The sequence below is a fragment of the Tardiphaga sp. GW822-FHT04G09 genome (genome assembly GCF_058800725.1).
This window is the reverse complement of the sequence record NZ_JBXAMO010000018.1, coordinates 1-24,172: the sequence shown is the minus strand read 5'-3', so window position 1 is coordinate 24,172 and position 24,172 is coordinate 1. Positions and strand designations below refer to the sequence as shown.

The window sequence follows — 24,172 nt, the reverse complement described above, 5'->3', positions numbered from 1 at the left end:
GGCATCGCCTTACTCGAACCGCATGATGCGTTCGCCGAACAAGCCGCGCGGCCGGAACAGCAGCACCAGAAGCATCAGCAGATAGATCGCCGCAGTGGACGCCGCCGAATAACCGATGCCGACCATGACTCCCTTGACCAATCCGACCAGCAGCGCAGCGATCACCACGCCCCAGAACGAGCCGAGGCCACCAATCACAACCACCACGAAGGCGGGCGTGATGATCTCCTGCCCCATCGCCGGATGGATCGAATAGATCGGTGCCAGCAACACGCCCGCAAGTCCCGCAAGACCGATACCCAGCGCAGCCACCACCGACATGTAGGGTTGTAGCGAGATGCCGAGCGCTCCAACCATGTCCGGATTTTGCACGCCGGCCCGGACGACCCGGCCAAATGAGGTCTTCTGCAGCAACACCCAGAGCCCGACCACGCAGGCCACGGCAATGCCGAGCAACACCACGCGATAGAACGAATAGATGAAGCTTCCAATCGCCACCTGACCGCGCAGCCCCGGCGGGATCGAATAGGACAAAGGCGGCGCGCCGAAGATCATGCGCAAGGCTTGTTCGGCGACCATCGCGAGTCCGAAAGTCAGCAGCAGCGAGAGAATGGGATCGGACCGATAGAAGCGCCGGAACAGCGTCCGCTCGATGACAACACCGAACAGCGCAACGACAACGGGGGCCACGACGAATGCACCACCGAAGCCGAGAAAAGGCGAAATGACGAGGGTAAGATAGGCACCGATCGCATAGAACGCGCCATGCGCGAGGTTCACGATACCGCCGAGCGAGAAGATCAGCGACAGGCCGAGCGCAATCAGAAGATAATAGACACCATCAAGCAGCCCGTTGAGGATCTGCTGGGTGAGCAACATGGCGGACATGATATGGGCTCCGCAGCCGTGCGCTGACACGCATCTGACAGGGGTCGGAAGGACGAGACGAAAGCAACTTCGCGAGCACAATGTCGGCGCTTCGCCCGAAGGCGAAACGCCGACATTGTGGCTAGCTCGGGAACTTGCAGACGTTCTCTTCCGCGGTGGACGCAATCACTTCGAGCGGTTCTTCCGGCCCCGGGACGGCCGGGCTCGATGAGAAGATGTCCCACTGGTTCTTGATCTTGTCCGCAGGCAGGGCCGTCACCGCATACATTTCGTGCATCAACTGATGATCCGATGCGCGGAAGTAGCCGGGGCGCGTCTTCAGCAGATCGAACTTCGCACCCTTTTCGAAATACTCGATGATCTTCGGCGATTCAGCTGACTTCAGTTCGTTGATGCTTTGCGCCACGATCTTGGTGGCGATGTAGTCGCCCCAGGCCTGGTTCTCCGGCGGCTTGTTGTACTTCTTGGTGAAGGCCGTCACGAAGGCCTTGCTGCCGGGCGTATCAAGCAGATGATGCCAGACCACAGGCCAGGTGCCGACGAAATTGCCCTTGCCTGCAGCCCAGGCCAGGGCCGTGTCAAAGCCGAAACCGCCGACCGGGAAAGTCAGACCGAATTCGGCATATTGCTTGAGAAAGTTGGTGATCTGGTTGCCGGCAAGATTGATCACCACGAGATCAGGCTTGGCCTCGCGGATCTTGAGAAGATAGGCAGAGAAGTCCGTAGCATCGGTCGGTACCAGATCGTCGCCGGCGAAGTTGCCGCCATTGGCCTGCATGAAGCGCTTCGAGACGCTTAACAGGTCATGGCCGAAGGCATAGTCAGCCGTGAGCGAATACCACTTCTTGCCCTTCACCAAACCATCGCGCAGAAAAGAGCGACCGACCGTCTTCACATACATCGAGTTCTGCGACTCGACATGGAACATGTAGCGCTGGCAGTCCTTGCCGCGCAGCGCATCGGAGTTGCCGCCGGTGTTGATGAACAGCGTCTTGTTGCGGGTGGCCACCTGCGCGATGGTCAGACACGACGCAGAAGAAATTTCGCCGATGATACACGCGACCTTGTCGCGCTCGATCATGCGCTCCGCCTTGGTCGAGGCCGTCTGCGGATTGATCGAGTCCTCTTTGAGCAGTTCGACTTTGCGCCCCATCATGCCGCCGGCAGCATTGATCTCCTCGACGGCGAGGTCGATGGCCATCACGCCATATTCGCCGAGCGGGCCGAGAAAGCCGGTACGCGGCGTGAGGTGGCCGATGCGGATGACATCGGAGGTCTGCGCACTCAGGATCGAGGGCGCAGACAGGCCGGATGCAAGCGCGAGACCGCCCGCAGTCTTCAGCAGACTGCGGCGCGTGAATTGATTGGTGTTCGACATCAGATTCGTCTCCCTGATACGGCCGCGCGGCGCGGCTGTTTCCCCGCCGGCAGGCGCTGCACTCTTCTGTCGAGAGAGCTTTGTTCGCTTGCCGTGATCTGTGATCACAGTTAGACTTGCAAAAGACGGGGACTTTGTCGAGTCCCTCCCTGCAATTTCGCGACGATGCCCGGAGATCGCGTTGAACCTCCCGACTGCGCTGAACCTCGTGGAGCCGCTCGACCGCCAAACGCTTGGCGCGCGCGCTTACGCGCAACTGGCGGATCTGCTGATCTCGGGACGGCTCGCGCCGGGTGAAAAACTGTCGCTACGTACGGCCGCCGAAGTGCTTGGCGTCTCCATCATGCCGGTGCGCGAAGCGGTGTCCCGCCTCGTCGCCGACAAGGCGCTGGAAGTCGCAGCGAACCGCACCGTGCGCGTGCCCGTGATGTCGGCAACGCAGTTTCGCGACCTCACCAAGGTTCGGATCGCCATCGAGGGTCATGCCGCAGCGGAGGCGGCGCGCCTACGTAGCGACAGAAACCTCGCGTCCATCGCTACCGCCGAAGCGGCCATGCGCGCAGAAAGCGAAGTGAGGACGCCCGATTTGCCGCGCGCCGTCGAACTCAACAAGACGTTTCACTTTGCCGTCTACGAGGCCGCGCAATCGCCGATCCTGGTCGAGATCATCCGTGCGCTCTGGCTGAAGGCGGGCCCCGTCATCAATCTCGATTTGCGCGGCAATCCCGATCGTCTGGCGAAGGGCGAAGCGATCCGCTTTCACGCCGACGCCCGCAAGGCCATCGAGACTGGTGATGCAGATGCCGCCAAGACGGCGATCGCCGCCGACATCACCGGCGCAGCCAACTTCATCCTCTCGCGCGGCGGCCTCACCGCCTAGTTCTCACAGGGTCTCTGGAGCCATCATGGATCTCAATATCAAGGGTTTGCGCGTCATCGTTACCGCCGGCGCCAACGGAATTGGCCTCGCCATCGCACGCGCCTTTGCCGGCGAAGGCGCGCGCGTTCATGTCTGCGATGTGGATCAGGCTGCCCTGTCGGCGCTCGCAGCAAGCGATCCCGCCATCACACAGACCCATTGCGACGTCGCGGACCGGGCGTCCGTTCAAAAACTGTTCGACGAGGCGGCGGCCAAACTCGGTGGCCTCGATGTCCTGGTCAACAATGCCGGCATCGCAGGCCCGACTGCGAAAGTCGAGGAGATGCACCCCGATGACTGGGATCGCTGCCTCAACATCTGCCTGACTGGACAGTTCAATTGCACGCGTCTGGCCGTTCCGCTGCTACGGCAAAGTACCAACGCCTCCATCGTCAACTTGTCTTCGGCGGCTGGTCGCGTGGGCTTCGCCATGCGCTCGCCTTATGCAGCGGCAAAGTGGGGCGTCATCGGCTTCACGAAATCGCTCTCCATCGAGCTCGGGCCGGACAAAATCCGCGTCAATGCGATCCTGCCCGGCCTAGTCGCCGGCGATCGCCAAAGACGCGTGCTGGAAGCCAAGGCCCAGCAGCGCGGGATCTCGTTCGCAGAGATGGAAAAGACCGCCTTCTCCTACACGTCCATCAAGGACTACGTCACGCCGGAGCAGATAGCAGACCAGATCCTGCTACTGGCCAGCCCGCGTGGCCGCACGATCTCTGGCCAAGCCATTTCCATCTGCGGCGATACCCAGATGCTGGGTTAGCCAACGACGACTCGCGCCGCCGGAAAGCAAGTTGAACTGCCTCGTCAAGGTCCGGAGTCGTCCATGCTTCACGGCGAACTCCCTGACTGCCAGGCCCTGCCCCCTTGCGCATAGGAGCTTCGGACTCGCCGGCGCCGAAACGATATAGCGTCCTTCGACCTGCATCGATTGAAGCAACAGCGGGCTCATCTGCGGTTCTCCGCCGACAATCCCAAAGCATATGAGCGACCGCGAACGCTACAGGCCGGCTTCGACTTCAACAGTAGCCAAGCCGTTGCCATCTATGCCTCCAATAGCAATTCCTCGAAGAATCCCACGTTTCCTCGGCGGGCCGCCACGACAACTGGAATTTTATACCTTTGAAATTGCTATGTAATATCAAAAGGCACTGCTCCTCTTGCGTCACATTTATAGTCGCTTCGGCAACGGCGATGGACCGCCAACCCCGATCGTATTGAGATTCTGCAGGGATATCCCCATATCGTTCTGATAAGGGAGTCCAGGCTGTGCAGACCGTACAGGCTACTCTTGTTGCGGCAATTGTGACTGTCGCGCTGATAGTCTTCCCCATTTCTGCCTCGGCAGAGGGGAACGACAAGTTTGTGCTGACGATCGCCATCGACGGAGCGCTCGGACCGGCGACCGCCGGTTATGTGAAAGACGCTCTCGCCAAAGCGAACGAACGACGCGCCGAGGCTGTTATTCTGCGTCTGAATACACCGGGCGGTCTCGTCACTAGCATGCGCGAGATCATCGCCGACGTACTGGCATCTCCTGTTCCCGTCATCGGTTACGTGGCTCCGTCCGGTGCCCACGCCGCGAGCGCCGGCACCTATATTCTCTACGCAACGCATATCGCAGCAATGGCGCCGGGCACCAATCTCGGCGCCGCAACGCCGGTACAGATGGGCAATCCAGTGCCGGGCCTGCCGGGCAGACTCCCTGACAAGGACGGCAAGGACAAGAAAGACGGCACCCAGACGGAGCCAAAGGATGCAATGACAGCGAAGGTGACGAACGACGCCGTCGCTTTGATTCGCAGCCTTGCCGAATTGCGCGGGCGTAACGCCGATTGGGCCGAGCAGGCTGTCCGCGAAGCAGCCAGCCTTTCCGCCAGTGCAGCCTTGCAAGCGGAAGTTATCGATCTCATCGCACGCAGCCCGGTTGAACTGCTCCGGCAGGTCGATGGTCGCGTCGTGGAAATTGCCGGTGGCGAGACCCGGCGTCTGGCAACGAGGGATGCAACAATCGAGACGATCGATCCCGGATGGATTTCGCAATTTCTGTCGATTATTACCAACCCCAACGTCGCCTTCATTCTTCTGCTGGTCGGCGTCTACGGCCTGATTTTTGAATTCACATCTCCTGGCGCCGTCGCGCCGGGCGTGATCGGCACGATCTGCCTGTTGCTAGGCCTCTACGCCCTCAATCTGCTGCCGATCAACTACACCGGCCTTGGGTTGATGCTGCTGGGAATCGCGCTTCTGACAATTGAGGCTTTCAACCCGACCGTAGTTCTCGGCCTCGGCGGTGTCATCGCATTCGTATTCGGAGCAGTTATGCTGTTCAAAGTCGAAGCGCCTGGATACAGGCTGTCATGGATGGTCATCGGCATCACAGCGACCATGTTCATCGGCCTGTTTCTCTTCGTCCTAGGCGCGCTTCGACGTGCCCGCACACATCCTGCACGGGTTGGCGGGCAGGCCATGCACGGCCTGCCCGCCGAGGTCATCGACTGGTCCGACGGCAAAGGCCACGTCTTCATGCAGGGTGAGCGCTGGCAAGCCCGGGGCGCGGAAGCCTTCACGCCCGGTGAGACAGCCGAGGTGGACAGCATCACGGACCTTACGCTGGTGGTGCGCCGCCGCCCGAAACCGAACGCTGGAGAGTGAGGTGTGCGATGATGTTGGAATATGCGACCTATCTTCTGTTCGTGATCATCGTGATCATGTTTCTCTCGTCAGCTATTCGCATCCTGCGGGAATATGAGCGTGGTGTCGTGTTTACGCTTGGCCGTTTCACTGGCGTGAAAGGTCCGGGTCTCATCCTGCTCGTTCCGGTCGTGCAACAGATGGTAAAGGCCGATCTTAGAGTGATGGTACAGGAAGTGCCGCCACAAGACGTGATTTCGCGCGACAATGTCTCGGTCAAGGTGAATGCCGTTCTCTATTACCGCATCATCGATCCGGAGCGAGCGATCATCAAGGTCGGAAATTTCATGACCGCAACCAGCCAACTGGCGCAGACGACGCTGCGCTCGGTGCTCGGAAAACACGAACTGGACGAAATGTTGGCGGAGCGAGACAAACTCAATACCGACATCCAGGAGATCCTCGATCAGCAAACCGATGCCTGGGGAATCAAGGTGACCACCATTGAGATCAAGGATATCGATCTCAATGAAACCATGGTGCGCGCCATAGCTAAACAGGCCGAAGCGGAGCGACTGCGACGCGCGAAGGTGATCAACGCGATGGGTGAGCAGCAAGCCGCCGAGAAACTCGTCGAGGCAGGACGAATACTCGCCCGGGAACCGCAGGCGATGCAGCTACGCTATTTCGCGGCGCTGCACGACATTGCAGGCGAACGATCCTCGACCGTCGTCTTTCCGCTACCGATGGATCTGCTCAGCCATCTAACACAGCAACCAACCGGAGCACCGTGACTTTTACGTTGTGATCCGGCACCCGCTTCAGCTTGTCACGGACGGAAGAAGCCGTGACAAGCATCGGCTTGCTCATCGCTCCCGACCGATCTTCAATGAGTATCCTCGGCGCCCTCGTCGGCAGGCACATGTGACGGGTGACGTGCGTCACCGCGCCGGTTTTGTGGGCGCACATACATCGTGATCGCGTCCGGGAGTTCCGCCTTGATCTTCAGAGCGGCGACAAGCGCGTCCTCAGCGTCCACGACGACATGGCCCGCCTTGCCCTTTAACTTGAACCCAACGGTAAATTGCATCTGCACACCACCTCGTCTTCACTGCAATTGTGCCCCTGCCTACTTTCCTCCAGCGGGCGCCGTCTCGGCCTTCTTTCCTGTCGCGTCGAACTGTTTGAGATAAGCGACAACATCGTCAATCTGCTTCGGAACCTTGAGCCCCGGAAACGTCATTTTGGTGCCGGGGACCTTGGCCTTCGGATCCTTGATGTATTCGCGGAAGGTTGCTTCGTCCCAGATGATCCCGGAATTCTTGTTCGGAGGCGAATAGCTGTAACCCGGAACCGTCCCGGCCTTACGTCCGAAAAGCCCGTTGAGCTCGGGCCCGACTGCATTCTTGGCGCTCTCCCCGATTTGGTGACATGCCCTGCATTGGGTGAATATTTTCTCTCCCGATGCCGCGTCCTGCGCGAATGCAGGAACGGTTGACAGAATGCCCGCTCCGAGCACGAAAGCGAAAATTCGCATACGACCACTCCATGTCTGGCAACTCAGAAAGCTAGCAACAAGGATAGAGGGGCACGTCATTTGACCACCGCTGACCACCGCGCGGCTCCTCGCGAACACACGGCTCGCAATTAGTCCAGCGACCTGATGATCTCCCGGTAAGCCGCCTCGGGAAACGCTTTCAACGTGTGCGTTCGAATGTTTCCCAGCATACCCAGCTGCAAGTTGAATCGTGCGGCGATGGCATCATCCGGCGCTTCGTAAACAGCAACGATATCATAGTCGCCCATGGTCAGGAAAAACGACTTGAACTCTCCGTCCATATCCTTGAGAGCTTTCTTCGCCAGATCGAGACGACGCGGCGAATCTTTTACGTGTTGCACACCTTGATCGGTCCAGGTTGCAAGCATGATATATGTCGTCATAGCAGTCCTCCTTGCGTGTGAGGCCCCCGCCGATCTTTACACCCCCGCCTTGAAGAACATGATCCGGCTCAACAGCGTGTAGTCCGACTCAAACACCATGATCCCGACAAAAACCAGCAGCAGCAACGGCGGGAGCAGAATGGCATAGGCCAGAGCCAGACGTTCCCATGCCATGTGCATGAAGAACGCGACAATCAAGCCCGCCTTCAGCACCATGAACAGCACTATCAGGGACCACCTCAGATGTCCCTGCAGGTTGAAGTAGTCGACGAGGTAAGAGCATGTACTCAAGACAAACAGCCATCCCCAGACCACCAGATAAAGCTTGATCGGGTGCTGATGTCCTTCGGCATGCAACGCGGCTGGCGCATGTGCTGCCGGCGCTGCGGGATGGGCGGCATCTAGCGAGACTTCAGCCATGTTCGTCCCTCACCAAAGATAGAAGAAGGCAAAGATGAATACCCACACGAGATCGACGAAGTGCCAGTACAGGCCCGTAATCTCGACGATCTCGTAGTTCCCCTTCCTGCTTGTGAAAAATCCCCGGCGTTCAATCTCGAAATCCCCACGCCAGACTTTTCGCGCAATGATGATCAGGAAAATCACGCCAATCGTGACATGCGTGCCGTGGAATCCAGTGATCATGAAAAAGCAGGAGCCGAATTGCGCCGCGCCCCACGGGTTTCCCCAGGGCCTCACCCCCTCCATGATCAGCTTGGTCCACTCGAAAGCCTGCATTCCGACAAATGTCGCACCGAACGCAGCGGTCACCAGCATTAGTATCGCCGTTTTGCGGCGATCGTGGCGGTAGCCGAAATTGACAGCCATGGCCATGGTCCCGCTGCTGCTGATCAGCACGAAGGTCATGATGGCGATTAGAATGAGCGGGATCTGCCGTCCTGCAATCGTGAGAGCGAAGACTTCGCTCGGATTCGGCCAGGGCACCGTCGTGGACATGCGCGCCGTCATGTACGACAGCAGGAAGCAGCCGAAGATGAAAGTATCGCTGAGGAGAAAGATCCACATCATGGCCTTTCCCCACGAGACATTCTTGAACGCTCGCTGATCCGAGGACCAGTCGGCGGCAATGCCTCGCCAGCCTGCGGTCAGTATTCGCCGCTTTTCGACGTTCGTCAGTACGGTCTCTGCCATTGCATCGACGCCTTCCCTAGGTCAGCAACTGACGGCAGATCGCGGCGAGATCGTCCGCCCAACCCGTCAGCAACGCAAACAGGATCAACCAGACCAGGAGCAGGAAGTGCCAGTACATCGCGCACAGTTCCACGCTCAGGCGCAGTCGCGGAATCTCGACACCACGCCACGCCCTGGCGCTGGTTTTGCCCAGCGCTGCGAGGCCGCCGAGCACATGCAACCCGTGAACTGCGGTAATGAGATAGAAGAAGGCATTGGCCGGATTGGCCGTCAGAAAATAACCTGCGGCGTTGAGCTGCTGCCACGCCATCAACTGGCCGATCACGAAAACAACAGCCGAGACACCTCCTGCAAGCAGGCCGATGAGCACGTTATCGCTGTCATCGCGGCGTGCCGAAACCTGCGCCCATTGCAGCGCGGCGCTGCTCACGATCAGAACGCCGGTGTTGAACCACAGCAGCTTCGGCACCGGCAGCGACCGCCAATCGATCAATGCCATGCGCATGGAGTAAGCGCTGATGAAGAGCGCGAATAACGAGCCCACGACCGCAAGAAAAACACCCAGTCCAATTTTCGCCGCCGGTAATGGCGACGCGCCGCCTCCAGCAAACTCACCGATCACGCCCTCCTCCAGCCAGGGTTTGGCCGCGAGGCGCTGCTGCGAAAGCCACCATCCCGCAATGGCCGCTATTCCAGCCATGAACAGGACAATGGCCGTCATGGATGCGCTCCCTTCGGCGTCAAGCTGGCCGGTGGTTCATTCTGGGGAATGAAATCCCGTGCAGCGCCGGGCACGCTATAGTCATAAGCCCAGCGATAGACGATCGGGAGTTCCTTGCCCCAGTTGCCATGCGCCGGCGGCGTCTGCGGCGTTTGCCATTCAAGCGTGGTCGCGTTCCACGGATTGCCGCCAGCCTCCTTGCCCTTGAACAGGCTCTGTATCATGTTGAACACGAATACAAGCTGCGCAAAGCCGACGATAAGCGCAGCGATACTCATGAATGCATTCAGGTCATGAGCCGACGCTGGCACGAACGCCGTCTCGCCGATGTCGTGATAGCGGCGCGGCATACCCAGCAGCCCGAGATAGTGCATGGGGAAGAAGATCGCGTAAGCCCCAAGGAACGTGACCCAGAAATGGAATCGGCCCAGCGTCTCGTTCAGCATCCGTCCCGTCACTTTCGGATACCAGTGATAGATCGCACCAAACACGACCATGATCGGCGCAACACCCATGACCATATGAAAATGGGCGACCACGAACATGGTGTCGGACAACGGAACGTCCACGACGACGTTGCCGAGGAACAGGCCGGTCAGGCCGCCGTTGACGAAGGTGATGATGAACGCAAGCGCGAACAGCATCGGAATCGTGAGGTGAATGTTGCCGCGCCACAGGGTCAGGATCCAGTTGTAAACCTTGATCGCCGTGGGAATCGCAATGACGAGAGTCGTTGTTGCGAAGAAAAAGCCGAACTTCGGATTCATGCCGCTGACATACATGTGGTGCGCCCACACCACGAAGCTCAGCGCGGCGATCGCGACAATCGCCCACACCATCATGCGATAGCCGAAAATGTTCTTTCGCGCATGAGTGCTGATGAGGTCAGAGACAATGCCGAAAGCAGGCAACGCGACGATGTAGACTTCGGGATGACCGAAAAACCAGAACAGGTGCTGGAACAGCAGCGGGCTGCCACCGCCGTATTTCGTCTGCTGCCCCATTTCCACGAGCATTGGCATGAAGAAGCTGGTGCCGAGAAGCCGATCGAACAGCATCATCACCGAGGCAACAAACAAGGCCGGAAATGCGAGCAATGCCATCACGGTCGCGGTGAAAATGCCCCACACCGTCAGCGGCATCCGCATCAGTGTCATTCCTCGCGTGCGTCCCTGGAGCACCGTCACGACGTAATTCAGACCGCCCATGGTGAAGCCGATAATGAACAGGATCAGCGACACCAGCATCATGATGATGCCTGCTTCCTGCCCGGGACTTCCGGAAAGAATGGCCTGTGGCGGATAGAGCGTCCATCCCGCACCTGTCGGGCCGCCCGGCACAAAGAAAGTCGAAACCAGTACCAGCACGGCAAGCAGGTAAATCCAGTAACTCAGCATGTTCGCGTACGGAAAGACCATATCGCGAGCGCCGACCATCAGCGGAATGAGGTAATTTCCGAAGCCTCCGAGAAACAGCGCCGTGAGAAGATAGATCACCATGATCATGCCATGCATGGTGATGAACTGGAGATACTGACTGGGATCGATAAACGAAAACGTTCCGGGGAATCCGAGTTGCAGCCGCATCAGCCACGACAGCACCAGAGCGACCATGCCGATAGCCATCGCCGTGATCGCATACTGGACCGCGATGACCTTGGCATCTTGCGAGAAGACGTATCGGGTCCACCAGCTTCTCGGGTGATAGAGATCGACCTCACCCACTTCAGCCGGCGGGATTCCTGCGAGTACGTCAGACGGGACATCAACCATTAAAATGTCCTCCCGGACTTATTCTCTGATCATCGCGAAGCATGAGCGTCACGACGTGCAACGGCTCCGCGCCATTCTTGTTATTTGCCACCTGCCTTGTAAGTCGCTCTCATGAGATTGCGCTGACCCGATAACGCTGCGAATGTCTGCTGCTTCTCCAGCCATGCATGATACTCACTCTCCTCCTGGACGATGACGTTGCTCCGCATTTGCGCATGCGCGACGCCGCACAATTCCGCACAGAGAACCTCGAATGTTCCCGTGCGCGTGGGAGTGAACCAGAAATAGGTGACTGAGCCCGGCACCATGTCCATCTTCGCCCGGAACTCAGGCACATAGAAATCGTGCAGGACGTCGATTGAGCGGAGCAATACCTTGACTGGCTTCCCGATCGGGAGATGCAGATCATCGTTCTCGATCACGACGTCGTCCTGACCGTTAGGATCGTTCGGATTCAAGCCTAATGGATTCTCGGCGCTGACGTTGCGGGCATCGGTCGTACCAAGCCGACCGTCTTTTCCGGGTAGCCGGTAGCTCCAGCGCCACTGCTGACCCATGACCTCGATCTCTGTCGCATCGGCCGGCACCGTCACGAACTGATGCCAGACAACCAAACCGGGGGCCAACATCGCTCCTACACCGACCGCGGTCCCGATGGTGAGCCACCATTCAAGCTTCTTGTTTTCGGGCTCGTACGCCGCCTGTCTTCCTTCCTTGTGATGGAAGCGGAAGATGCAATAGGCGATAAACGCGACGATTGCGAAGAAGACTGCTCCGGTGATCCAGAACGTCATGGTGATCGTGTCGTCGATGTAACTCCAGTTCGACGCGATCGGCGTCCACCACCACGGGCTCAGGAGATGAAACAGCACGGAAGCGATCGCGACCAACAGCAATATGAATGCTACAGCCATCCCTTGTTCATCCTTGCCTCTAGAGGCTACGGACAAGACTTAGAAAAGGGCGCAGTTCATGTCTGCATCGATGGCTGATCTCCAACTCGCCATCACAATGCTGGCCGCCTTGCCCTCTAACCGGTCGCAACATCGAATTCGAAAAATTGCGATCGCTGGTGTCGTCAAACAACGGGCACTTGCCACTACAGGATGTTCCCCGGCAGGCTTGATTGTCAATAGACCGGCTTATTCCCCGCCACGACGATAACACCACGATAGAACCGTTGAGCAACGGCACGCGCATTCCCCATATCGCATTGCAATACACGACGTCGTGCGTCGGCATGCGATGCGTCAATTGCCATCAGCCATGCGGTGAAACGTAAGCCTTACAAAGGAAGAATTCACCGAACAGTGCGTGCTATTCTTTCCGGATTGCGCTAGACTTGCTGCACAGGTTGCGACAGGTTTTGCTCGACAAGGCTCTCTGCGTTGAACTTGGCCGTCTTCCAGAACCAGTCGCGATTTCTGCGCACGAAGGCGAATACCCGTCATTTGAAAATGACCCGATTTCGCCGGTGCGAACGCATGGGAGATCGTGACCATGGCTACTCCGTATTCTGACAAGATCTCGCAGACAGCACCTGGCGCTTCCGATAGCGTCGCCGCGCCCGTCATTCGCAAGATCGGGTTGTCCGATCTGCATGACGCGTTGCGGCTGGGCTGGGAGGATTTCAAGGCGGTTCCGAGTCACGCCATTATTCTGTGCGTCATCTATCCTGTTCTCGGGCTTGTGCTGGCCAGGATGACCCTTGGCTATTCGGTGTTACCACTGCTTTTCCCGCTGGCCGCCGGCTTTGCATTGATTGGTCCTTTTGCGGCCCTCGGTCTCTATGAACTCAGCCGACGCCGCGAACGTGGCGAAGAGGCGTCCGCCTGGCATGCGATCGACGTGCTGCGCTCGCCGTCCTTTGGGGCCATGCTTGGCCTCGGTACGCTCCTTCTCATTCTGTTCGTGGTCTGGGTGACCACTGCGAATGCGATTTACGTCTCCAAGTTCGGCAATGCTCCCGCGGCCAGCATTCCCGATTTCGCATCGCGCATCTTCACAACGACAGAAGGACACCAACTGATCGTCCAGGGCTGCGGCGTCGGACTATTGTTCGCTATCATAGCCCTATGCGTGAGCGTCGTGGCGTTTCCGCTGATGCTCGATCGACATGCCAATGTGACCGATGCAGTTCAGACCTCGCTGCGGGTCGTCATGAAAAATCCCGTGACGATGGCAGCATGGGGCCTGATTGTTGCCGCGCTGCTGGTGGCCGGTTCGCTGCCGTTATTCGTCGGTCTCGCCGTCGTTCTGCCCCTGCTCGGTCATGCCACCTGGCATCTTTATCGCAAGGTGCTCGAACCAGACCCGAATCCTCGGCAAGACCCTCCCCGTCCGCCGAAAGGACGGCGCTATGCGGCCGATTTTCCAGTCTCTCTCCTCCCGTGGGGCCGTGATAAGCCGTAGGTCGAGACCAAAGACCGGGGGCACACGTTCGCGACCATATGGTTGCAGTTTTGATTATTCGGATGCAGCCCCGACGATGAGGTTCTGACGAGGTAAACTGGGCGAATGTCGTTGCCTCGCTTGCGATACTCCCGCGCGCGAATTTGATTGCTGCAACGCAGTATGAGTGATTGAATCTCTAGCGATTAGGCGCAACTACTATAACGGAGATCAATTCGCCAGCGAGGTTAGTGCCATGCTTGCCGAAAAGTTCTTTCTGGTGCTGGAGACGCTCTTAAGTCACGCTTCCGATAATGGATCATGTCTGGTCGTAAGCAGCCGCGCGCCACATATCCCGATCAAATTGCCGAGCAGAAAGCAAGTTAAGGCGGCCAACTGAGGCCGCCTTTGGTTTCGATGAATGTGGGCATTCGCATCATCGGAGCAGCGCCGAGTCCCGCTCTCCCATCTATCCCCTCAGCCCCCCATTTTCCTGTGCCTTCACACCATAGGACGACAGAAGACTGCGAGCGGGCGGTCCGGCGTTGCCATTGTCATTTGCAGGGCCATCCCCAGCGCCAACTTGGATGCGCCTCTTCATTGTCATAAGATATTCATACTCTTTTCCGATGGAGCGACCGTTGAACGCCCCGCAGCCAATCGCGCCCCATTCCGTCGCGGCGATCGCCGTGCGACCTGGTGAGCAGACGGAAATCGAACTTAAGCTGCTGGTGCCGCAAGGCATCCTCGAGAAACTGCGCGAGATGCCGGTCATCGTACAGTACGCGCGCAATCGCGGAGTGATCCGCCGGCTGGAAACGGTTTATTACGACACACCGGAACGGGCGCTGTTTCAAAGCGGCATGTCGTTGCGCGTGCGACGCAGCGGCAAGCATTTCATTCAAACGCTGAAGCTTCTTCCCGACGCCACGCGACCGCTGGCGCGACGACAATGGGAAACGCCGGTTGACAGCATGACCCCTGATCTGACGCGGTTGCCCGTCGCCGAGATCGGCGATCCGGTGACGACGCTTGCCCCCGACACGCTGGCGCGAGTATTTGCGACAAACGTTCGACGTCATGCACGACAGCTCAATCTACCTGATGCGTTAGTTGAAGTCGTGTTCGACGAGGGGACCATCGAGGCGGGTACGCGCCAGGAAATTCTGTCCGAGATCGAGCTTGAATTGAAGCACGGCAATACCGGCGTGCTGTTTGATCTCGGAACCCAATTGCTCGACGCCGCACCACTGCAGATCGGCACACGGAGCAAGGCGGAACGCGGCTACGCGCTGGCGTTCGACGTCGCGCAGCCGGCGACGAAAGCCAAACCTGTCAGCATCACGGCCGAGCACGCGGTTGATGATGTCATTGCGCTCCTGGTCGGTGCCTGCTGGCATCATCTTCTCGATAACTACGCAGTGGCGAAGGAGGGATCCGACCCCGAAGGCGTGCATCAGATGCGCATCGCTTTGCGCCGTCTGCGCACAATCTGTGCGCTGTTCCAGCGGGAGATCCCATCGCCGTCGTTTGAAGCGATCAACAGCGAAGCGAGATGGCTGATGCGACAGCTCGGCCAGACCCGCGATTGGGATGTTTTCGCAACCACCCTTCTCCCTCGCTTGGTAACAACGACACCGGAAGTCGATCTCGGCGGCTTACGCGAAGCGGTCGAACGGCGGCGCAAGTCGAGCTGGGGCGCACTGCAGGTGGTTCTGACCGATCCGCGCTGCAATCGCTTTCTGCTCTCGCTCGGGCACTGGGTCGAGCGCCGTGGCTGGCGCAACGAGATCGACAGCGACGCGCTGGCTGTCCTGCCGCAGCCAATGCTGACGCTTGCCGACAGGATTCTGGCGCGACTACACCGGAAGGCGCTGAAGCGCGGCGCGCATTTCAGACATCTCGACGCCGATGCGCAGCACGATCTCAGGATTGGTCTCAAGAAGCTGCGCTATGCGGCGGAATTCTTCTTGTCACTTTACGCGACCCATGCGCCCGTCAAGCGCTACGTGGCACGGCTCGCCAGACTCCAGAACAGTCTGGGACGCGCATGTGACATCGCAAGCACCCGCTCATTGCTCGGCTCCATCAGGCAGGATGATGAGACGGCGCTTCATCTCGCCATCGGCACAGTCACCGGCTGGCAGGCGCGCGACCAGATTGCGGTAGCGAAAACGCTGCGCAAGAGATGGCGGCGGTTCAAGGCGACGCCGCGTTCTGGGGCCGGTAAAGCTCGTCGTTTGCTGTGACTTGCGCGTGTGACGCTCGGCAGAATGCCCGGACATCACAAGTCCCGCCTGCAGAAGCGGGCCTCGTGCAGAAATCAGGAAGGGGTCAGCACAATAACCGTCCGCACATGAAAAAGCCCGCTCGAAGCGGGCTAAATCATTGAAGTCGTTTCAGATGTTTGGTTGCGGGGATAGGATTTGAACCTATGACCTTCAGGTTATGAGCCTGACGAGCTACCGGGCTGCTCCACCCCGCGCCAAACCTTTCGGAAAACCGGAGAACGAAACGAAGTCGGCCAACGCCAAGGCGTCGATCGATCCCAGTCCGGAGGCTTCCTGAGAAGGCAACCGGGGCAAAGCCCTCGGTGCGAGGGGTATGTACCAATGCCGGCCTGCTTTGGAAAGGGGCAGCGACGATCTTTTTGCGCTTTTATGACGGTGCGGGAAAACGGCGTTTTGCCGTGCTTCGGTACAATGCGGCCGGATACGGGCCGCACTGCCCAGAACCGCCTTCCAAGGCCCAAACAGGCGCTATAGCGGCTTAATTCAGCAGGAAGCCACCATCCACGGTCACCGTGCTGCCGGTCATGTAGCGCGACGCCTGCGAGGCCAGCAGCAGGATGGCGCCGTCCAGATCGGTCTCATGGCCGACCCGGCGCTGCGGGATTCGCTTGGCGAGCTTCTCGCCCGCCGGGGTTTCCCAGAATTTGTGGTTCATATCCGTGTCGATATAGCCCGGCGCGATCGCATTGACGCGAATCCGGTTGCCGGCGAGTTCCAGCGCCAGCGCCTTGGTGGCCTGCACAATGCCGGCCTTGGAGATGGTATAGGGCGAGACGAATTTGGTGACGCCGAAACCCAGCACCGAGGCGATGTTGACGATATTGCCCTCCTGCTTCCGGGCAATCATCCGCCGCGCGATTTCGGTCGCGGCGAAATAGGCGCCCTTGAGATTGGCGCCGATGACCGAGTCCCAATCGGCTTCGGTCTGGTCGACTGCGAGTTTCTCGACGGCGATGCCGGCATTGTTGATCAGCACGCTGATCGGCCCGAGCGCCGCTTCGGCGGCATCGAACGCCTTGCCGATCGACGCGGTGTCGGTGACGTCCATCTGCACGGCGACGGCGCGGCCACCCTTGCCGGTGATCTCGTCCTGCAGGCTCTTCAGCTTGTCGGTCTGCCGCGCCGCCAGCGCCACGGCTGCGCCATGGGCGGCCAGAACGCGCGCGAATTGCCGCCCTAGGCCCTGCGAGGCCCCGGTGATGAGGATGATTTCTTTACTGACGTCGAATATCCCGGACATGGCATTTCCCTTTGATTTTGCCCTAGTGATACCCGGCCTTGCCGCGATCGCAAACCGCCGCGCTCCGCCAATTTCTTTGACGCGGAATTGCCTGCAATGGACGAGGACACGATGAACAGTTTCGATGTCGTCGTTTATGTCGGCCTGATCGTCGCCATGGTCATCGGCTTTCGCGCCGGGTTGTTGCGCAGTGCGGTCACCATCCTGGGCTATCTGATCGCGATGCCGATGGCCGTCTGGATCACCGGGCTGATCGCGCCGCAACTGTCCGGCAACGCCGCCGCCCCGACCACGCAGAACTCACTGCTGTTCTTCGCGATCTTTCTGGTGTCCGGCATCGTGCTGGGCTCGCTGTTGCGCATGGCCATCAACGACATGATCGGCCATGAGATCGGCATCGGTGACCGTCTTGGCGGCGCTTTGCTCGGCGCCATCCGCGTCGGCCTGATTGCGGTGACGCTGGTGCTGGTCTTCGATCAGTTGGTCCCGGCCAGTATGCAGCCGGCCTATATGACCGGCTCGCATTTGCGCCCGCTGTTGTCTCTGGCCGGGCAGAAGGGCGTCAAATCGCTGTCGCCGGACGTGACCGCCGCCATCGAGCAATGGAAACGCGCGCACCGGCTCTGACATCGGCGCCCTTATCAGGCCGCGCCGGAGCGGCTAGACTGGCCACATCTTCTTCTCTTCGCCATCTCGACAACGTCAGGAGTGATATCGTGGATCTTGGAATCAAAGGCCGTCGCGCGCTTGTCTGCGCATCCAGCAAGGGTCTCGGCCGTGGCTGCGCCGAAGCGCTGGCCGCAGAAGGCGTGCATGTCACGATGACTGCACGCGGCGGCGACGTGCTGGCAGCAGCCGCTGCCGATATCCGCAAGGCCTATCCGGGCGTCGAGGTCACCGAGGTTGTCGGCGACATCACGACCGTCGAAGGTCGTGAAGCCGCGCTGAAGGCAGCCGGCCAGATTGACATTCTCGTCAACAATGCCGGCGGCCCGCCGCCCGGCGACTTCCGCAACTGGACCCGCGACGACTGGATCAAGGCCATCGACGCCAACATGCTGACGCCGATCGAGCTGATCAAGGCGACGGTCGATGGCATGATGGAGCGCAAGTTCGGCCGTATCGTCAACATCACCTCAGCCGCCGTAAAGGCGCCGATCGATGTGCTCGGCCTGTCCAACGGCGCGCGCAGCGGCCTCACCGGCTTCATCGCCGGCCTGTCGCGCAAGACCGTGCGGGCGAATGTCACTATCAACGGCCTGCTGCCTGGCCCGTTCAACACCGATCGCCTGAAGGGCGTTGCCGCCGGTCAAGTCAAGGCGACCGGCCTGTCGGTCGATGAAATCCTGGCCAAGCGCGCCGCGGAAAACCCGGCTGGCCGCTTCGGCGATGCCGATGAATTCGGTCAGGCCTGCGCGTGGCTGTGCAGCGCGAAGTCCGGCTTCATCACCGGCCAGAACATCGTGCTCGACGGCGGTGCTTTCCCCGGCACGATGTAAATCGGCGATATCTCGAAACGCAAAAAAAGGCGATCGGCTTCTTTGGCCGGTCGCCTCTTCTTTATGTTCCACCCGGACGGAGCGCAGCCCCGCGAGATGATCCATTGCGCGCCACGCCGGAAACCCGCATCTTTCCAGCCCTAAAAAGAACAATGGGGTGAACGCCTGATGCAATGGACGGTCGGCAAGGTCAGGATCACGCAGATCATCGAAAGCGAGACGATCGGCGGCACACGCTTCATTCTCCCGCAGGTCGGCCCCGATGAGGTCCATGCGCTGCCATGGCTGATACCGGAATTTGCATCTGCCGAAGGCCGGCTGAAAATGTCCATCCATGCGCTGGTCGTGGAGACGCCGACGCAAAGGATCGTCGTCGATACCTGTCTCGGCAACGACAAGCAGGGCCGTTCGGTCCCAACCTGGAATAATCTGCACACGCCGTTCCTCGAGAACATGACAGCAGCCGGCTTCGCGCCTGACAGCATCGACACGGTGCTGTGCACCCATCTGCATGTCGATCATGTCGGCTGGAATACAAAACTGGTCGCTGGCCAATGGACGCCGACATTCCCGAATGCACGCTATGTGTTCGGGCAGCACGAATACAACTACTGGAAGACGCATAGCGATACGGCGTCGCATCTCGCGGTGTTCAACGATTCAGTGAAGCCGATCGTGGATGCCGGACTGGCCGATCTCGTTGCCAGCGACGCGCAACTCTCGGACGAGATCACGCTCATCCCGACACCCGGCCACAGCCCCGGCCATATGAGCGTGCACATCACATCCGCAGGCGAAGAAGCGTTGCTCACGGGCGATGCCGCGCATCATCCGGTGCAGATGGCGCATCTTGAGTGGTCGTCCACGGCGGATGCCGATCCGCAGCAAGCCGCCGTATCGCGGCGTGCATTGTTCTCGCGCTTCGCCGATACGCCGACGCTGGTGATCGGCGGCCACTTCGGCGCCGGGCGCATCGCACGCGAGGGTGGCGCCTTCAGATTTTCCGCGCTGCAGCACCAGTTTTTGCGGCCCTGACCTCTCAGTCGCGCGGTTGAATTTCCCCGCGCCCTGTTCCACAACCTTTCAGACAAGCCCCAAAGGGAGACGACAATGAAGCTCGTAAGATACGGCGCGTTCGGCAGCGAAAAGCCGGGACTGATCGACAAGGACGGCAAGCTGCGCGACCTCTCCGGGCAGATCAAGGATCTGGCTGACGATGCGTTCGCACCCGCCAATCTTGCCAAGCTCGCCGCGCTCGACCCGGCATCGCTGCCCGTCGTAAGCGGCTCGCCGCGCATCGGCTCGCCCGTCGGCGGCAAGCCGAAATTCATCGCCATCGGCCTGAACTATGCCGATCACGCCGCTGAATCGAACATGCCGATTCCATCGGAGCCCATCGTCTTCATGAAGGCCCTCAACAGCCTGTGCGGCCCCAATGACGATGTCGAAAAGCCCCGCGGCTCGACCAAGCTCGACTGGGAGGTCGAACTCGCCATCGTCATCGGCACGAAGGCAAAATACGTGACCGAAGCCGATGCGCTGAAACATGTCGCCGGCTACAGCGTCTGCAACGACGTTTCCGAGCGCTTCTTCCAGATCGAGCGCGGCGGCCAATGGACCAAGGGCAAGTCCCATGACACCTTCGGCCCACTCGGCCCGTGGCTGGTGACACCAGACGAAGTCGGCGACGTGCACAAACTCAGCATGTATCTCGACGTCAACGGCAAGCGCTGCCAGACCGGCTCGACTGCGACCATGATCTTCAATGTGCCGCAGATCGTCTCGTATCTGTCCGGCATGATGACGCTGATGCCCGGCGACATCATCACCACGGGCACGCCGCCCGGCGTCGGCCTCGGCATGAAACCGCCGAAATTCCTCGAAGTCGGCGACGTCATGACGCTCGGCATCGAGAAGCTCGGCGAGCAGAAGCAGAAAGTGATTGCGGCTTAAGCGCCCTTCATTTCGCGCGGACATGCAGGGGCGTGTCCGCGCTTTTTCAATCTATGAAAGATACCGATCATGAAGTTGACTTTTTCTCCGGGCTCGCCTTTCGCACGTAAGGTGCGCATTGCCGCGATCGAACTCGGACTGATCGACAAGATCGAACTCACGCCCGCCGCTGTCGCACCGACGCAGAAGAATGAGGCCTATTCGCACGACATCAGTCCGGTCAGGAAGCTGCCAGCACTGATCCTCGACGACGGCAATGTCATCGTCGATTCCTATGTCATCACCGAATATCTCGACGAGCTCGCCGGCGGCGGCAAGCTGATCCCGGCCTCGGGTCCGGCGCGCTGGAAGGTGAAGAGCGAGCATGCAATGCTGCAGGGCATGACGGATGCGATGCTGCTGTGCCGCTACGAGGTCGGCGTGCGTCCGAAGGAGCTGCTGTGGCAGGCCTGGTATGATGATCAGTGGGATCGTGCCTGGGAGGGCCTCACGCGTTTCGAGAATCATCCGGACATTCTGACGCGTCCGATGGATGCGGCGCAGATCGCGCTCGTCTGCGTGCTCGGTTATGCCGACTTCCGCTTCCCGGATTGCGGATGGCACAAGGCGTTTCCGAAACTCGACGCCTTCCACGACAGGATGCTGCAGCGGGAATCCGTCAAGATCTCCGTTCCGCCAAAGGGTTAGAGCGAGAATGCTGGAGGAGGAAATCCAGCACCGAACTTGCGGCGATCTTGCCGCGGCTGCGGCAATCTTGCGGCAGGCCTAATCGAACAGCGAGGGCGTGTGATTCACATACGCGCCCTCGATGGCGAGCATCTTGAGCTTGGTCTCCACGCCGCCATTGGCCGAAAATCCGCCCGGCTTGCCGCCGGCAGCCAGCACCCGATGACACGGCACGATCACCGGACACGGGTTTTGCCCCATCGCCTGCCCGACATTGCGTGACAGTTCGACGCCGCCGAGCTTCTTGGCGATATCGCCATAAGTCAGCGTCGCGCCCGGCGGGATCTGTCGGGCAATCGCATAGACGTTGCGATTGAATTCGGGGACGTCGGTGAGATCGAGATCTATATCGAGAAGATCAACCGGCTTGCCGCTCATCAGTTCGACGATACCGTCGATGGCTGCCTGCACCGCCGGCGGCGGTGCGGCTTCGACGATATCCGCGTGGCGCTGCTTGATGCGCACGCGGGTCTGTTTTTCGTCCGGCTGCGGCAATTGCACAGCAACGATGCCGCGATCAGCCCATGCGATGCCGCAACGGCCGATGGCGGTGTCGAAGAGAGTGAACTGAACGTCGGTCATATGAGCCTCCATCGATCGCATCAGCATCCGATGTGGTGAGGTCCGGAGTTTGCGACGATCTTCAGCCATTCGCCACCCGATTCCGGAGTGGCAAACAGCTTTGTCTCAGCTCTGCTCGCGTGACGGCATGGAGGCCGCCTTGTGGATGAAGGCCTGGCCGAGCATGTCGAGGATTTCCTTGGTGGCCACGAACATGAAGACACCCGCCTCGGTATCGAAGGAGATGCCGACCACGGTCGGATCAGGCTGGAAGTCCAACAGGCTGTAGCCCTTCAGGGGGAGGGCGGGAACTTCTTTCGGATTCGACATGTCGGTCTCCCGCGTCAGTGAAAGGCTCGTGAAAGCCGGAATAACGAGGGCTTAGACAACAATTCAGGGGACGCCAAGGCGTTATTTCGTAGCTCTGGTCCGGCTCTTCCAACGACAATCGGAGCCGCGCAGGCGGCCCCGATCTTCGGAAATCCAGGCCATGCGATGGCAATGGCGGACTTACTCGTCGTCCTGCATCGCTGCAGCGAGCTTGTCGTAATATTTGCCGACCAGATCGATATTACCCTTGTTCTCGATCGCCGGCGGGGGCGATTTGAGCGCAGCATTGAGATCGGCGAGCGCGGCCTGCTTGTCCTTGGCCGGCATCTTCTTGTCGGCCTGCACGGCCGCGATCTGCTTCTTGAACACTGCTTCGGGGCCGACATATTGCTTGGTCTGCGGATCGAAGCCGCCCAGCACCAGCATGATATTTTCGACGACGTCGTTGTAGTCGCCGTAATTCGCGAAGCCGTTTTTCTTGGCGACGTCATCGAGCTGCGCGATCACCTTGGGATCGGGTTTGTCGGGCGCCTGCTGCGGCAGCTTGGCGGTGACCGCATCGAGATCCTTCTGCGCGGCCAGTACCTGCTCGATCTGCTTGTCCGTCAGCGCAATCTGCTTTGGCGCCGGCGCATTTTGCGCGGGGGCTGCAGTGGGTGCGGGCGTGGGTGGCGTCTGTTTCGCGGCAGGCTGTTTCTGCGCCTGCGCGTATGCGGCGCCGGTAACGGGAATCGCCGCAAGGCCTGCGATAGCCAGAGCAGCAACAGTTGGGCGAAGGATAGAACGCATGAAAATCTCCTCGGCAAATTAGTGCGACCGGCGAATCTCGATCGCGGAACGGGTCCGGTTCAACGAGCCCGGTTGGCAGAGGATGGAATGCTGCAGGTGAATCGTGGCTGAATGATCGCAACGCCCGATTGGGCCTGGCGCCGGCGAAACCAACCGTCCGTCAGGCTCGACACATGGCAGCGGCGAAAATGCACGGACCCTTCAGCCCGCGGTGTTCCGCGCCGGGTCATTCGTCCTTCAGCGCCACGGCGAGCTTGTCGTAATGCTTGATGGCGAGGTCGATATTGCCCTTGTTCTCGACCGCCGGCAGCGGCGATGCCATCCGGGCATTGAGTTCCTCCAAGGCTTCCTTTTTGTCTTCTGCCGACAGGCTCTTGTCCGCCTGAACGGCGGCAATCTTCTGCTTGATCACGGCAGCGGGACCTACATAGGTCTTCGTCGCCGGATCGATTCCCGCCAGGACGAGACCGATATTGACGAGCACGATCGTGTAGTCGCCATAGTCTGCGAAGCCGTGTTTCTTCGCGACGTCGTTGACCTGCGCGAGAACCGCAGCGTTCGATCCGGCAGCGGCAACGAATCCATCGAGATCTTTCTGGGCCGCCAGTAGCGCCACGATCTGCTTTTCCGTCAGCGCCAACTGCTTCGCAGCGGGTGCCTGCTGCCTGGACGCCTGCGCGAGGGCAACCTCACTGGCGGGCAACGAGACGCAAAGGGCCGTCGCGGTGAATGTCAGAGCGATAGCGTAACGAAAGGTCAGATACATGCCGAGGTCCTGCTGGTGGGTGTCCTCGGTAAGTCGCTCGATCGACAAGATCGTTCAGCGATAGCGGTAATATTTTCCAGACGGATCAGTCGTATTGGAGATGCAGTTCAGAGAGCACCCCAAACGCAAAACGCCGCCTCCCGTGAGGGAAGCGGCGTTTTGTGTTGAGATATCGTAATTGAGGAATACTTTGTCCTTTGCAGGCCTGGCAGCGACCTACT

26 protein-coding genes and 1 tRNA gene are annotated in these 24,172 nt (G+C 59.7%); 11 read left to right on the top strand and 16 right to left on the bottom strand.

The genetic code is table 11. The annotated features are described in order from the left end of the window. Positions 1-9: 9 nt before the first annotated feature. Together AC1RLZ_RS23920 and AC1RLZ_RS23915 are read right to left on the bottom strand one after the other, a co-directional pair. Positions 10-888, bottom strand: a complete 879-nt coding sequence (locus AC1RLZ_RS23920; protein ID WP_493190632.1) for a branched-chain amino acid ABC transporter permease — start codon at positions 886-888, stop codon at positions 10-12. 121 nt (positions 889-1,009) lie between these two features. Next, entirely contained in the window at positions 1,010-2,266 is a 1,257-nt protein-coding gene (locus tag AC1RLZ_RS23915; protein ID WP_493190631.1) for an ABC transporter substrate-binding protein, read from the bottom strand. 181 nt (positions 2,267-2,447) lie between these two features. On the opposite strand from AC1RLZ_RS23915, the gene AC1RLZ_RS23910 reads away from it, so the two are divergent. From AC1RLZ_RS23910 to AC1RLZ_RS23895, 4 genes are all read left to right on the top strand, one after another. Beyond that, positions 2,448-3,146 (top strand): GntR family transcriptional regulator, encoded by a 699-nt coding sequence (locus AC1RLZ_RS23910; RefSeq protein WP_493190630.1) that lies wholly within the window; start codon positions 2,448-2,450, stop codon positions 3,144-3,146. A 25-nt stretch (positions 3,147-3,171) separates the two neighbouring features. After that, positions 3,172-3,948 (top strand): SDR family oxidoreductase, encoded by a 777-nt coding sequence (locus AC1RLZ_RS23905; RefSeq protein WP_493190629.1) that lies wholly within the window; start codon positions 3,172-3,174, stop codon positions 3,946-3,948. A 506-nt stretch (positions 3,949-4,454) separates the two neighbouring features. Beyond that, positions 4,455-5,840: an NfeD family protein gene (locus AC1RLZ_RS23900; protein WP_493190628.1), complete on the top strand. Its 1,386-nt coding sequence runs from the start codon at positions 4,455-4,457 to the stop codon at positions 5,838-5,840. 8 nt (positions 5,841-5,848) lie between these two features. Continuing rightward, positions 5,849-6,613: a slipin family protein gene (locus AC1RLZ_RS23895; protein ID WP_371420191.1), complete on the top strand. Its 765-nt coding sequence runs from the start codon at positions 5,849-5,851 to the stop codon at positions 6,611-6,613. Between the two features lie 92 nt (positions 6,614-6,705). On the opposite strand, the gene AC1RLZ_RS23890 is transcribed toward AC1RLZ_RS23895, so the two are convergent. From AC1RLZ_RS23890 to AC1RLZ_RS23855, 8 genes are all read right to left on the bottom strand, one after another. Then, positions 6,706-6,909: a hypothetical protein gene (locus AC1RLZ_RS23890; protein ID WP_493190627.1), complete on the bottom strand. Its 204-nt coding sequence runs from the start codon at positions 6,907-6,909 to the stop codon at positions 6,706-6,708. Between the two features lie 39 nt (positions 6,910-6,948). Beyond that, positions 6,949-7,356: a c-type cytochrome gene (locus tag AC1RLZ_RS23885; protein WP_493190702.1), complete on the bottom strand. Its 408-nt coding sequence runs from the start codon at positions 7,354-7,356 to the stop codon at positions 6,949-6,951. 110 nt (positions 7,357-7,466) lie between these two features. Beyond that, on the bottom strand, positions 7,467-7,760 hold the full coding sequence (locus AC1RLZ_RS23880; protein ID WP_371420193.1) for a GYD domain-containing protein: 294 nt from the start codon (positions 7,758-7,760) through the stop codon (positions 7,467-7,469). A gap of 36 nt (positions 7,761-7,796) precedes the next feature. Next, positions 7,797-8,180 carry a cytochrome C oxidase subunit IV family protein gene (locus AC1RLZ_RS23875; protein ID WP_493190626.1) on the bottom strand — a complete coding sequence of 128 codons (384 nt, stop codon included), beginning with the start codon at positions 8,178-8,180 and terminating at the stop codon, positions 7,797-7,799. A 9-nt stretch (positions 8,181-8,189) separates the two neighbouring features. Continuing rightward, positions 8,190-8,912, bottom strand: a complete 723-nt coding sequence (locus AC1RLZ_RS23870; protein WP_493190625.1) for a heme-copper oxidase subunit III family protein — start codon at positions 8,910-8,912, stop codon at positions 8,190-8,192. A gap of 16 nt (positions 8,913-8,928) precedes the next feature. Next, positions 8,929-9,633 (bottom strand): cytochrome c oxidase subunit 3, encoded by a 705-nt coding sequence (locus AC1RLZ_RS23865; protein WP_493190624.1) that lies wholly within the window; start codon positions 9,631-9,633, stop codon positions 8,929-8,931. Further along, positions 9,630-11,405: a cytochrome c oxidase subunit I gene (ctaD, locus tag AC1RLZ_RS23860; protein ID WP_493190623.1), complete on the bottom strand. Its 1,776-nt coding sequence runs from the start codon at positions 11,403-11,405 to the stop codon at positions 9,630-9,632. The genes AC1RLZ_RS23865 and ctaD overlap by 4 nt, the downstream gene beginning before the upstream one ends. Before the next feature lie 80 nt (positions 11,406-11,485). Further along, positions 11,486-12,319 carry a cytochrome c oxidase subunit II gene (locus AC1RLZ_RS23855; protein ID WP_493190701.1) on the bottom strand — a complete coding sequence of 278 codons (834 nt, stop codon included), beginning with the start codon at positions 12,317-12,319 and terminating at the stop codon, positions 11,486-11,488. Between the two features lie 586 nt (positions 12,320-12,905). On the opposite strand from AC1RLZ_RS23855, the gene AC1RLZ_RS23850 reads away from it, so the two are divergent. Together AC1RLZ_RS23850 and AC1RLZ_RS23845 are read left to right on the top strand one after the other, a co-directional pair. After that, positions 12,906-13,817: a DUF2189 domain-containing protein gene (locus AC1RLZ_RS23850; protein WP_371420198.1), complete on the top strand. Its 912-nt coding sequence runs from the start codon at positions 12,906-12,908 to the stop codon at positions 13,815-13,817. Between the two features lie 620 nt (positions 13,818-14,437). Beyond that, a complete protein-coding gene (locus AC1RLZ_RS23845; RefSeq protein ID WP_493190622.1) occupies positions 14,438-16,045 on the top strand; it encodes a CYTH and CHAD domain-containing protein in 1,608 nt (535 codons plus the stop codon). Positions 16,046-16,204: 159 nt separating this feature from the next. Here AC1RLZ_RS23845 and AC1RLZ_RS23840 read toward each other — a convergent pair. Both AC1RLZ_RS23840 and AC1RLZ_RS23835 read right to left on the bottom strand, forming a co-directional pair. Next, positions 16,205-16,281, bottom strand: a tRNA-Met gene (locus tag AC1RLZ_RS23840). 284 nt (positions 16,282-16,565) lie between these two features. Then, positions 16,566-17,327, bottom strand: a complete 762-nt coding sequence (locus AC1RLZ_RS23835; protein ID WP_493190621.1) for an SDR family oxidoreductase — start codon at positions 17,325-17,327, stop codon at positions 16,566-16,568. Between the two features lie 111 nt (positions 17,328-17,438). On the opposite strand from AC1RLZ_RS23835, the gene AC1RLZ_RS23830 reads away from it, so the two are divergent. The 5 genes from AC1RLZ_RS23830 to AC1RLZ_RS23810 all read left to right on the top strand — a co-directional run bounded on the left by AC1RLZ_RS23830 (position 17,439) and on the right by AC1RLZ_RS23810 (position 21,466). After that, a complete protein-coding gene (locus tag AC1RLZ_RS23830) occupies positions 17,439-17,954 on the top strand; it encodes a CvpA family protein (protein ID WP_493190620.1) in 516 nt (171 codons plus the stop codon). An 89-nt stretch (positions 17,955-18,043) separates the two neighbouring features. Continuing rightward, on the top strand, positions 18,044-18,826 hold the full coding sequence (locus tag AC1RLZ_RS23825) for an SDR family oxidoreductase (RefSeq protein WP_493190619.1): 783 nt from the start codon (positions 18,044-18,046) through the stop codon (positions 18,824-18,826). Positions 18,827-18,994: 168 nt separating this feature from the next. Next, complete coding sequence (locus AC1RLZ_RS23820) at positions 18,995-19,861, top strand: MBL fold metallo-hydrolase (protein WP_493190618.1); 867 nt, start codon at positions 18,995-18,997, stop codon at positions 19,859-19,861. 75 nt (positions 19,862-19,936) lie between these two features. Continuing rightward, a complete protein-coding gene (locus tag AC1RLZ_RS23815; RefSeq protein ID WP_493190617.1) occupies positions 19,937-20,779 on the top strand; it encodes a fumarylacetoacetate hydrolase family protein in 843 nt (280 codons plus the stop codon). 69 nt (positions 20,780-20,848) lie between these two features. After that, entirely contained in the window at positions 20,849-21,466 is a 618-nt protein-coding gene (locus AC1RLZ_RS23810; protein ID WP_493190616.1) for a glutathione S-transferase family protein, read from the top strand. Between the two features lie 78 nt (positions 21,467-21,544). Here the strand turns inward: AC1RLZ_RS23810 and AC1RLZ_RS23805 are convergent, their stop codons facing one another. The 4 genes from AC1RLZ_RS23805 to AC1RLZ_RS23790 form a co-directional block, all read right to left on the bottom strand. Next, positions 21,545-22,087 (bottom strand): methylated-DNA--[protein]-cysteine S-methyltransferase, encoded by a 543-nt coding sequence (locus AC1RLZ_RS23805; protein WP_493190615.1) that lies wholly within the window; start codon positions 22,085-22,087, stop codon positions 21,545-21,547. Positions 22,088-22,192: 105 nt separating this feature from the next. After that, on the bottom strand, positions 22,193-22,396 hold the full coding sequence (locus AC1RLZ_RS23800) for a hypothetical protein (protein WP_068729147.1): 204 nt from the start codon (positions 22,394-22,396) through the stop codon (positions 22,193-22,195). A 180-nt stretch (positions 22,397-22,576) separates the two neighbouring features. Further along, positions 22,577-23,185 (bottom strand): hypothetical protein, encoded by a 609-nt coding sequence (locus AC1RLZ_RS23795; protein WP_493190614.1) that lies wholly within the window; start codon positions 23,183-23,185, stop codon positions 22,577-22,579. A 226-nt stretch (positions 23,186-23,411) separates the two neighbouring features. Then, positions 23,412-23,999 (bottom strand): hypothetical protein, encoded by a 588-nt coding sequence (locus AC1RLZ_RS23790; RefSeq protein WP_493190613.1) that lies wholly within the window; start codon positions 23,997-23,999, stop codon positions 23,412-23,414. Positions 24,000-24,172 lie beyond the last annotated feature (173 nt).

Excerpts from the sequence above, each read along its gene's own strand:
- AC1RLZ_RS23920 (WP_493190632.1), bottom strand. The coding sequence starts at position 888 with ATGTCCGCCATGTTGCTCACCCAGCAGATCCTCAACGGGCTGCTTGAT.
- AC1RLZ_RS23915 (WP_493190631.1), bottom strand. The coding sequence starts at position 2,266 with ATGTCGAACACCAATCAATTCACGCGCCGCAGTCTGCTGAAGACTGCG.
- AC1RLZ_RS23905 (WP_493190629.1), top strand. The coding sequence starts at position 3,172 with ATGGATCTCAATATCAAGGGTTTGCGCGTCATCGTTACCGCCGGCGCC.
- AC1RLZ_RS23895 (WP_371420191.1), top strand. The coding sequence starts at position 5,849 with ATGATGTTGGAATATGCGACCTATCTTCTGTTCGTGATCATCGTGATC.
- AC1RLZ_RS23890 (WP_493190627.1), bottom strand. The coding sequence starts at position 6,909 with ATGCAATTTACCGTTGGGTTCAAGTTAAAGGGCAAGGCGGGCCATGTC.
- AC1RLZ_RS23885 (WP_493190702.1), bottom strand. The coding sequence starts at position 7,356 with ATGCGAATTTTCGCTTTCGTGCTCGGAGCGGGCATTCTGTCAACCGTT.
- AC1RLZ_RS23880 (WP_371420193.1), bottom strand. The coding sequence starts at position 7,760 with ATGACGACATATATCATGCTTGCAACCTGGACCGATCAAGGTGTGCAA.
- AC1RLZ_RS23875 (WP_493190626.1), bottom strand. The coding sequence starts at position 8,180 with ATGGCTGAAGTCTCGCTAGATGCCGCCCATCCCGCAGCGCCGGCAGCA.
- AC1RLZ_RS23870 (WP_493190625.1), bottom strand. The coding sequence starts at position 8,912 with ATGGCAGAGACCGTACTGACGAACGTCGAAAAGCGGCGAATACTGACC.
- AC1RLZ_RS23865 (WP_493190624.1), bottom strand. The coding sequence starts at position 9,633 with ATGACGGCCATTGTCCTGTTCATGGCTGGAATAGCGGCCATTGCGGGA.
- ctaD (WP_493190623.1), bottom strand. The coding sequence starts at position 11,405 with ATGGTTGATGTCCCGTCTGACGTACTCGCAGGAATCCCGCCGGCTGAA.
- AC1RLZ_RS23855 (WP_493190701.1), bottom strand. The coding sequence starts at position 12,319 with ATGGCTGTAGCATTCATATTGCTGTTGGTCGCGATCGCTTCCGTGCTG.
- AC1RLZ_RS23850 (WP_371420198.1), top strand. The coding sequence starts at position 12,906 with ATGGCTACTCCGTATTCTGACAAGATCTCGCAGACAGCACCTGGCGCT.
- AC1RLZ_RS23835 (WP_493190621.1), bottom strand. The coding sequence starts at position 17,327 with ATGTCCGGGATATTCGACGTCAGTAAAGAAATCATCCTCATCACCGGG.
- AC1RLZ_RS23830 (WP_493190620.1), top strand. The coding sequence starts at position 17,439 with ATGAACAGTTTCGATGTCGTCGTTTATGTCGGCCTGATCGTCGCCATG.
- AC1RLZ_RS23820 (WP_493190618.1), top strand. The coding sequence starts at position 18,995 with ATGCAATGGACGGTCGGCAAGGTCAGGATCACGCAGATCATCGAAAGC.
- AC1RLZ_RS23815 (WP_493190617.1), top strand. The coding sequence starts at position 19,937 with ATGAAGCTCGTAAGATACGGCGCGTTCGGCAGCGAAAAGCCGGGACTG.
- AC1RLZ_RS23810 (WP_493190616.1), top strand. The coding sequence starts at position 20,849 with ATGAAGTTGACTTTTTCTCCGGGCTCGCCTTTCGCACGTAAGGTGCGC.
- AC1RLZ_RS23805 (WP_493190615.1), bottom strand. The coding sequence starts at position 22,087 with ATGACCGACGTTCAGTTCACTCTCTTCGACACCGCCATCGGCCGTTGC.
- AC1RLZ_RS23800 (WP_068729147.1), bottom strand. The coding sequence starts at position 22,396 with ATGTCGAATCCGAAAGAAGTTCCCGCCCTCCCCCTGAAGGGCTACAGC.
- AC1RLZ_RS23795 (WP_493190614.1), bottom strand. The coding sequence starts at position 23,185 with ATGCGTTCTATCCTTCGCCCAACTGTTGCTGCTCTGGCTATCGCAGGC.